This window comes from Aeromonas sp. 600724 (assembly GCF_049175135.1).
In the GTDB taxonomy this organism is placed as follows: Bacteria; Pseudomonadota; Gammaproteobacteria; order Enterobacterales; family Aeromonadaceae; genus Aeromonas; species Aeromonas veronii_A.
In genome coordinates this window covers 33,035-40,652 of the sequence record NZ_JAAKUM010000027.1, presented here as the reverse complement: position 1 = coordinate 40,652, position 7,618 = coordinate 33,035, and the positions used below count along the sequence as shown (strand labels likewise).

Annotated in this window: 6 protein-coding genes; 3 read left to right on the top strand and 3 right to left on the bottom strand. The window is 59.0% G+C overall.

The features are described from left to right. Positions 1-81: 81 nt before the first annotated feature. Complete coding sequence (locus tag G5168_RS19925; protein WP_410489650.1) at positions 82-801, bottom strand: hypothetical protein; 720 nt, start codon at positions 799-801, stop codon at positions 82-84. A 295-nt stretch (positions 802-1,096) separates the two neighbouring features. On the opposite strand from G5168_RS19925, the gene G5168_RS19920 reads away from it, so the two are divergent. Next, a complete protein-coding gene (locus tag G5168_RS19920; protein WP_421221574.1) occupies positions 1,097-1,648 on the top strand; it encodes a lipoprotein in 552 nt (183 codons plus the stop codon). 195 nt (positions 1,649-1,843) lie between these two features. Continuing rightward, entirely contained in the window at positions 1,844-3,841 is a 1,998-nt protein-coding gene (locus G5168_RS19915) for a hypothetical protein (protein ID WP_421252614.1), read from the top strand. 84 nt (positions 3,842-3,925) lie between these two features. On the opposite strand, the gene glgC is transcribed toward G5168_RS19915, so the two are convergent. Then, positions 3,926-5,200 (bottom strand): glucose-1-phosphate adenylyltransferase, encoded by a 1,275-nt coding sequence (gene glgC, locus G5168_RS19910; protein ID WP_139459496.1) that lies wholly within the window; start codon positions 5,198-5,200, stop codon positions 3,926-3,928. Between the two features lie 189 nt (positions 5,201-5,389). On the opposite strand from glgC, the gene G5168_RS19905 reads away from it, so the two are divergent. Further along, positions 5,390-7,030 carry an EAL domain-containing protein gene (locus G5168_RS19905; protein ID WP_421172589.1) on the top strand — a complete coding sequence of 547 codons (1,641 nt, stop codon included), beginning with the start codon at positions 5,390-5,392 and terminating at the stop codon, positions 7,028-7,030. Here the strand turns inward: G5168_RS19905 and G5168_RS19900 are convergent. Next, positions 6,993-7,487, bottom strand: a complete 495-nt coding sequence (locus G5168_RS19900; protein WP_042055706.1) for a hypothetical protein — start codon at positions 7,485-7,487, stop codon at positions 6,993-6,995. The two genes, G5168_RS19905 and G5168_RS19900, sit on opposite strands and share 38 nt — an antisense overlap. Positions 7,488-7,618: the final 131 nt, after the last annotated feature.

Here is a 7,618-nt window from a genome sequence, read left to right as displayed (position 1 = left end):
TCTTGTCATTGAACACCTCAGGTCATGGTGGCGACTGTACCACCTAAAATGGTGTCCGGGATGATTAGACCACTACATTGCTTATTGGCGGGTGACCCGGATCTGCAGGGTCTGGCGCTCGCTCTGGCTGCCTCGTCCGCCCTGTAGCTGGGTGCCGAGGCTACTCCCCTGATCTGCCGAGCTGGTCGAGAGCTCCCCCACCGTCAGCCACTGGCCTGGGGCCCCGCTCACCTCGGTGGCACTCTGCCCACGATTGATGGTGCCCTGATCCAGCCTCGCCTGTTCGCTGCTCAGCGCAATCTGCACCCGATCGCCAATCAAGGTGGCCGTGGCATAGAGGCCGTTCACCAACGGCATCATCCCCACCACGGCGCCCCCGTTCCATTGGTAGAAAGTCACCGGCTGATAGGAGCCCATCTGCAGCAGCACGGGACGGCCCGAAAGCCCGCGCACCTGCCAGCTGTCGTTTTGGCTGCGCTGGTACTGCTGGGAGTTGCCATCGAGCAACCACTGCCGCTTGACCTCGTCGCGACTGATTGAGCCTCCCAGTTGCTGACCGCTGGCGGCACCATCGACCCGCCACTCGATAAGCAGGCTTTGCGGTGGCTGGTTGATCTGCGCCAGCGTGGCTTCGGCCTCCTGCAGCTGGGCTGGCGTCCCGCTCAGCACCAGCTGATTACCCATGGCACTCACCCCAAGCTGGGGATAGATCTCCTTGAGGGTCTGCACCGCGGCCTGCGCCTCGAATACCGGGATCACTTTCACCTCGGCCCACAGCGATGGGCTCCAGAGTCCCATCATGCAGCCAAGCCACAGCAGCGCCCTGCGGCCAATCTTGCCCATCCGAACCATTACGCTCTCCTCGTTCTCTGTGCTCTTCTCGCTTTCTGTTCTCTTTCTCTCTGCTTAAGGTGTAGACCCCACCCGAAGCAACAGCTCAGCCCTATTTCGTTCACCCGTCGATGATGAACCCGGCGGTTGCCAAAAAACAATCGGGAATGCAGCAAGTCCGTGATTTCCCACGGTATGAGGCTCTCATTCCACGCCCGTTATCGCGTAAGATAGCGCCATCATAGTTGCCCAAGCGGAATCCATCATGTTGAAACAGTTGTTGTTACTCCCCCTTGCCCTGCTGCTGGGGGCCTGCTCCCTGACCCAGTACAATGTCAGCGAGGCCGAAATCAACCAGTACCTCAAAGATCAGGTCTCTTTTGAAAAGCAGCTGGGGATCCCCGGCATCATGTCGAGCAAGATCCGCCTGGACGAGATGCAGAGCCGTATCGGCCGCAAACAAGCAGATCGCATCGAGCTGGACGCCGCTGGCGACCTGCAGGTGAGCAGCCCCCTTGGCAGCCAGCAGATGAAGATCCGCTTTGCTTTGAGCGCACGCCCGGACTATGTGGCCGATCAGGGTGCCATCTATCTGCGCGATCTTGAGCTGCTCTCGGTCAAGACCGAGCCGGCCGATATCGGGGCCGCCCTCACCCCGCTGCTACCCACCTTCAATCAGTCGCTCTCCCTGTTCCTGTCGCAGACCCCGGTCTACCGCCTCGACAGCAGCCGCAAGAACGAAGCCAGGCTCAAGGAGAAGGTCGAAGCCCTCAAGGTAGAGCCAGGCCGTCTGGTCATCCCGTTCAAGCTGCTCTGATCGCCGCCGCACCGGCACTTTCATCGCAATAAACAGATAACCGTCCTCTTCGACAGCGCACATCCGGTTCAACGTGCAGCCGAATGGGGCGGTTTTTTACTTCTCAAGTCCCCGCCAACACAGCATAATGCAGACCATTCTCATTTAGATTCGTTATGAGAAGCGTCAATAATAAAACCAATGGTGAGAAGGGACATGAGAAAAACCGTACTGGTTCAGGCGATCGCCTGCGCACTGATCAGCGGCGCAGCACACGCTGCCGTCAAACTCGAAGACAAGACATTCAATACCGCCGCCAACATGCTGGCCTATACCGAATTCGAGCTCTCCGGTGAGCCGCTTGCCGAAGCGCTGGGGCTGGATCTGGATGTGCTGGATGCCAACCGTGCCGATGAGCCGACCCCGTTCGACTTCGCCGCCGGCATCGAATCCTACGAATACTCCGAAGAGGCGATGTACGCCCTCAACTACCAATCCGGCATGGGCCCTCATCTGGTGAACGGGCCGCAAAACCTGGCCCGTGGCGGCACCATGGCCTCTCTGGGGCAACGGGTGTTGGCCATGGCCGATGCCGTTGGCTTCCCGGCTGATGAAGTGCCGCAGGGCATGTATCCCCTCTCCCTGCCCTACGCCTCCGCCAATCCGGAGTTTGCCCAGGCCGTCAACGCCACCCCTGTCAATGGCGATCAGATCACCATCAAGACCGCCAAAGGGACCGAGAAAACCGTCAAGACCCAGGTGCCCGCCTACTTCCGCGACTACAGCACCCTGCGCTGGAGCGGCAGCGACAACCTGCTGGTGCCCGCAGCGGTGGGCGGTATCCTGCTCAAAGAGGTGATGTGGTCCCAGGACTTCCTCGGCGGCATGCACGTGGCCGAGACCGATGAAGAGGTAGAAGCCGCCTCCGCCACCATGGATCAGGATGGCAAGCACAAGCTGGGCGTCTCTGCCGCCGATGGCTTCAACGGCATGATGCTGACCGAGCAGTCCATCGACAAGCTGGCCATCATGCAGAACCAGCTTGGCTTCGATGGCAAGCAACTGGGCGCCAAAATCACCCCGCAGTACGATCCGGCCAAGGGCGTGATTTACTTCCCCCATCAGGTGAAAGTGACCGAAACCAGCAACAACGATGCCGGTGCCATCGGCAAGCTGGAGGTGGTGGATGGTTCCGCCCAGCTGCGCGATGCCTGGATGATGCTGTGGCCGCTCTCCGAGTTCTATGCCTTCAGCGATCAGCGCAGCGCCAACACCAACCAGAACCCGGCCTTCCACGCCGTGTTTGACGGTGCGCCGTTTGCCGCCGCACCGGCTGCCAACAAGACCAATGACCTGGGGAAAGCGGTCGCGGGCAGCGATGCCTTCTCGCTGGCGATCAATCTCTCCAACCTCACCTTCAAGAACCTGGCGGCCCTGCACTTTGATGCCAAGGCTGGCACCCTGGTCGACAGCTGGCAGGCAGGCAAACAGGGCAAGCACGTCACCACCTTTGACGCCGCTTACGCACTGGTCGCCCTGCAGATCTTCCAGCGCGCTCAGGACGCGCTGCCGGTCGGTTACGCCGCCGGTGACAATGGCGAGCTGAACCTCAAGACCAAGCAGGGTCAACAGGCGCTCGACTTGATCCGCAAGCAGGCCGATTTCATCCTTGCCAACCTCAAGGGCAAAAATGGTCTGGTGCATGACGGCATAACCCTGGGTGGCAAGCTCGATGCCGGCTACTCCATCGATGCGCAGTTCGCCGCTATCCGCGGTCTGACGGCCGCCTTCCTCGCTACCTCCGATGCCAAGTACCGCACCGCCGCCCGCGAGCTGTTTGTCGCTGCCGACAAGGCCTACTTCAATGCCAAGGCGGGCACCTGGCTGGCGGGTAAACAGGGTGAATACACTCCCTGGACCCAGGCGGCCATCTCTGGCGCCCTGCGCTCTGCCATGCTGAACCTGCGCAACGAAGGTGCCGAGAAGGCGCCCGAGCTGGAGCTGGCCAAACTGACCGGTCAGTACGTCAGCTGGTTCCGTGGCACCGTCAATGGTGGCATGCAGATGGCCGAGTGGATCGGCGACTCCGGCGAGAACATCATCGAAGGTGCCGGCAGCGATACCGATGAAGATGGCGTACCGCAAGTGACCGCCGCCGGTGGCAAGCACGGCACCGCCATGGTGATGGCCGCCAAAGCGGTGGTTAGCGAATAATCCTCGCCATTCACCAGCATGAAAAAGGGAGCCAACTTGGCTCCCTTTGCATTACAGCGTCTGACACAGTTTCAAGGGCTTTCCTCAAACCAGCTTGTCCAGCATCTCCTTGGTCACCAGCACAATCCCCTGCTCGGAGCGGTAGAAGCGGCGGCTATCCTCATCGGCATTCTCGCCCACCACCAGTCCATCGGGCAGCACACACCCTTTATCCACCACCACCCGGCGCAGACGGCAACCGGCGCCAATCTCGACCCCGGGGAAGATGATGGCTTGATCCAGGGTGCAGAAGGAGTGCACCCGCACATTGGTAAAGAGTACCGAATTGAGCACGAACGATCCGCTGACAATGGTACCGCCCGAGAACATGGAGTTGATGGTCATGCCGTGCTGGCCATTGCGATCCTGCACAAACTTGGCCGGTGGCGTCAGGGTCTGGCTGGTCCAGATAGGCCAGTTCTGATCGTAGATATCGAGCTCGGGCAGCACGGAGGCGAGATCCATGTTCGCTTCCCAGAAGGAGTCCAGTGTACCCACGTCACGCCAGTAGGGCTTTTGCCCCTCGCGTGCCCCGACACAGGACATGTTGAAGGGGTGCGCAAAGGCCATCCCCTCCTCCACAATGCGGGGGATCACATCCATTCCGAAGTCGTGTTTGGAGTCCTGATTGTGAATATCCTCCTCCAGCAATTGGTAGAGGTACTCCGCCTCGAAGATATAGATCCCCATGGAGGCGAGGGAGCGGTCATCGCAACCCGGCATGGCAGGCGGATTGGCCGGTTTTTCGACGAAGGCGCGGATCTTGCGCTGCTCGTCGATATCCATGATCCCGAAGGCGGATGCCTCTGCCCGCGGCACTTCGATGCAGGCTACCGTCACCTTGGCACCGAGGCGTACATGGTCGAGCAGCATGGCGGCATAATCCATCTTGTAGATGTGATCCCCAGCCAGCACCACCAGGTATTTGGGGCCGTAGTCACGAATGATATCGACGTTCTGATAGATGGCATCGGCGGTGCCGCGATACCAGTGCACCTCATCCACCCGTTGCTGGGCTGGAAGCAGGTCGATGAACTCGTTCATCTGGTAACGCAGGAAGGACCAGCCCGATTGCAGGTGACGCAGCAGACTGTGAGATTTGTATTGGGTGACTACACCAACGCGGCGGATCCCCGAGTTGATACAGTTGGAGAGCACAAAGTCGATGATCCGGAATTTGCCACCGAAATGGACTGCAGGCTTGGCGCGGTTGTCAGTCAACTGCTTCAGGCGACTGCCACGTCCACCTGCCAGCACCAGTGCCATACTCTGGTTCAACAATTGTCGTGCTTTGGCACTATTTTCTGGCTCTAACAACATGATTTACCTCTGCCTTGTTTGATCTGTTTTCAACTCATCTTCGCCTGTTTCGGTACCTGTGAAAGTGGTTTCACTCACATTTAACCGATTTCAATTGACCCTTTTCACCGAGTTGCGAGGAATAGCATGCTTTGCACCGCAAGCTTGGTTAAAATTCCCTCATAAAGCAGCCACTTCAAGGATAAAAAGATGGTTCACAAGCTTGGACGCCCCCTCTTCATGATCGCCACCATAGTGACCATACCCCTGCTGCTCCTGCAAGCAGTTTGGTTGGCCCTTCAGAGCACACCGCTCACTCTGACAGTTATTCTGGCCACCACACTGCTCGGCATGATCCTGTTGTTAATGCTGGCCATGCGCACCATGGACGGCATGGTCCAGCATCAGGAGCTCACCTGGGTCAAGGCCATCAGGAGCCGGGATCCCTCACAGCTTGATGAGCCCGCCTCCCGGGAAGTGCTGCAACAGCTGCTGGAACAGTTCGAGAGTGCCGAACAGAGTGCCCATCGTCAGCTGACCGAACTGAGCAATCTGGCCACCACCGACGAGCTGACTCAACTACTCAACCGCCACGCCTTTCGCCGCGACATGACCGAGTTGCTGCAGCGGGATCAGGACACCCAGACCGCAAGTCTGGTGCTGATCCGCGCCACCGAGCTTGGCAAGATCAACGCCCAGCGCGGCTTCCAGTCTGGTGATGCCTACATCAAGGACATGGCGGCCCTTATCAAGCGGGTGGTGAGCCGCTTCCCGGGCAATCAGGTCTATCGCATTTCGGGGGCTGATTTCGCCGTGCTGGTGCAACCGGTGGCCAATATTCCCCCCCATCTGCTGGGACAGGATTTGAAAGTGGCTTTCGATCACTATCAGGCTCAACACGAGCTGGAGAGCACAGGTTACTCGGGGTTGACCAAGCTCAGCAGCGGCCAGAAAATCGAAGCCGTGCTGGCCAGGGCGGATTTGGCGCTGGCACGCGCCCAGACCGAAACCATCAATGGCTGGGCCATCCAGCAGGATGACAACGTCTCCGATCTGCAGGGACAGCATCACTGGCGCGAGGTGCTGACTGAAGTGCTGGCACAGGAGCGACTCAGCTTCACCTATCAGCCAATCCAGCCCCTGCACCGCAGCATGCTGGCCTACAACGAAATCTACACCCGTTTCAGCGGCAGCGATGGTACCGCCCTGCCCACCGACACCCTGTTTGCCATGGCCCAGCGGCTCGATATGGTGATGCGGCTGGAGCAACTGGTGATTGTTCATATAATGCGTCAATACCGGGCTTTTGGTGCCAATCAGAGTCGCTGGGGAGTCAATCTCTCCCCCAACCTGCTGCAAAACAGCGCCTTCCTGATCTGGCTTGACCGCCAGTTGCTCAAAGATCCCAATACCAGCGCCAATCTGGTGTTCGAGCTGGATGAAGAGCATCTGGAACGCAATCTGACCGGTGCCAAGCGGGTATTTGAACTGCTGCGCCGCAACGGCAGCCGCTCGGCGATCGCCAATTTCGGCAAGGGGATCGGCTCCTTTACCCTGTTTCGCGAGCTCAAGCCCGACTACATCAAGCTGGATCCTGCCCTTATTACCGGGCTGGAGCAGGATCAGACCAACCAGCAGTTTGTGCGGATGATCGTCGATGTATCACATCGGATGGGATGTCAGGTGATTGCTGAGGGGGTAGAACAGCTTGGCCAGAAACAGCTGCTGCAGGGGATGTATGTGGATGGCTTGCAGGGCTATCTGATCGCCCGGCCGCAACCGCTGCGACCGGATATCAGCCAGCTGGGGCTCTTTACTGAGGATGCTTCAGCTTCAACAGGGTCAGAATGATGTCATTGAGCTGGCGATAGCGCTCCAGCTCTTTCTGATCGTAACGGGTCGCCAGCGTGGTGGGGTTGTGGCGATTTTTGAGGTAACGGTTGATTTGCAGGCGATTGAACCCCGCCACCTGATAGACCTGGCCAAGCAGGGTATTGAGCTCATCGTGCTCCAGACCGGCTCTGGCCAGATAGTCCCCATCGGCGGGACTCTCGGTCTGGTGGCTCCACTTGCCAATGCGACCGCTCTCTTGCAGATAGCTGAGCCACTGCTCGATATAGAGCGGTTTGCACCCCGCCAACAGGTTGAAAAAGCCCACCGCATCGCAACGACAACCGCTCAGGAGCACGACCGCCAGCTGATCATCATCGCACTGGAAGGTCACTGGTCCGGCTTGCGCCCAATCCAGCGCCTGCACCCGAATGCTGGCCTTCTCACCCGCAGCTCCCGTTACGTCGAATACAAACATGGCGCTCCTCCCTTGGCAAAAGGTTGATGATGGACCATCCCCCTGACAGGTGCAAAGGCAAATCGGCTTTTAACTCATCAATCGGGCCATTCGACCATAAAAAAGACCGGCACCTTCGCGGATGCCGGTCT

Bases quoted from the DNA above. Each gene is read 5' to 3' on its own strand.
- G5168_RS19925 (WP_410489650.1), bottom strand. From the start codon at position 801: ATGATGGGACTCTGGAGCCCATCGCTGTGGGCCGAGGTGAAAGTGATC.
- G5168_RS19920 (WP_421221574.1), top strand. From the start codon at position 1,097: ATGTTGAAACAGTTGTTGTTACTCCCCCTTGCCCTGCTGCTGGGGGCC.
- G5168_RS19915 (WP_421252614.1), top strand. From the start codon at position 1,844: ATGAGAAAAACCGTACTGGTTCAGGCGATCGCCTGCGCACTGATCAGC.
- glgC (WP_139459496.1), bottom strand. From the start codon at position 5,200: ATGTTGTTAGAGCCAGAAAATAGTGCCAAAGCACGACAATTGTTGAAC.
- G5168_RS19905 (WP_421172589.1), top strand. From the start codon at position 5,390: ATGGTTCACAAGCTTGGACGCCCCCTCTTCATGATCGCCACCATAGTG.
- G5168_RS19900 (WP_042055706.1), bottom strand. From the start codon at position 7,487: ATGTTTGTATTCGACGTAACGGGAGCTGCGGGTGAGAAGGCCAGCATT.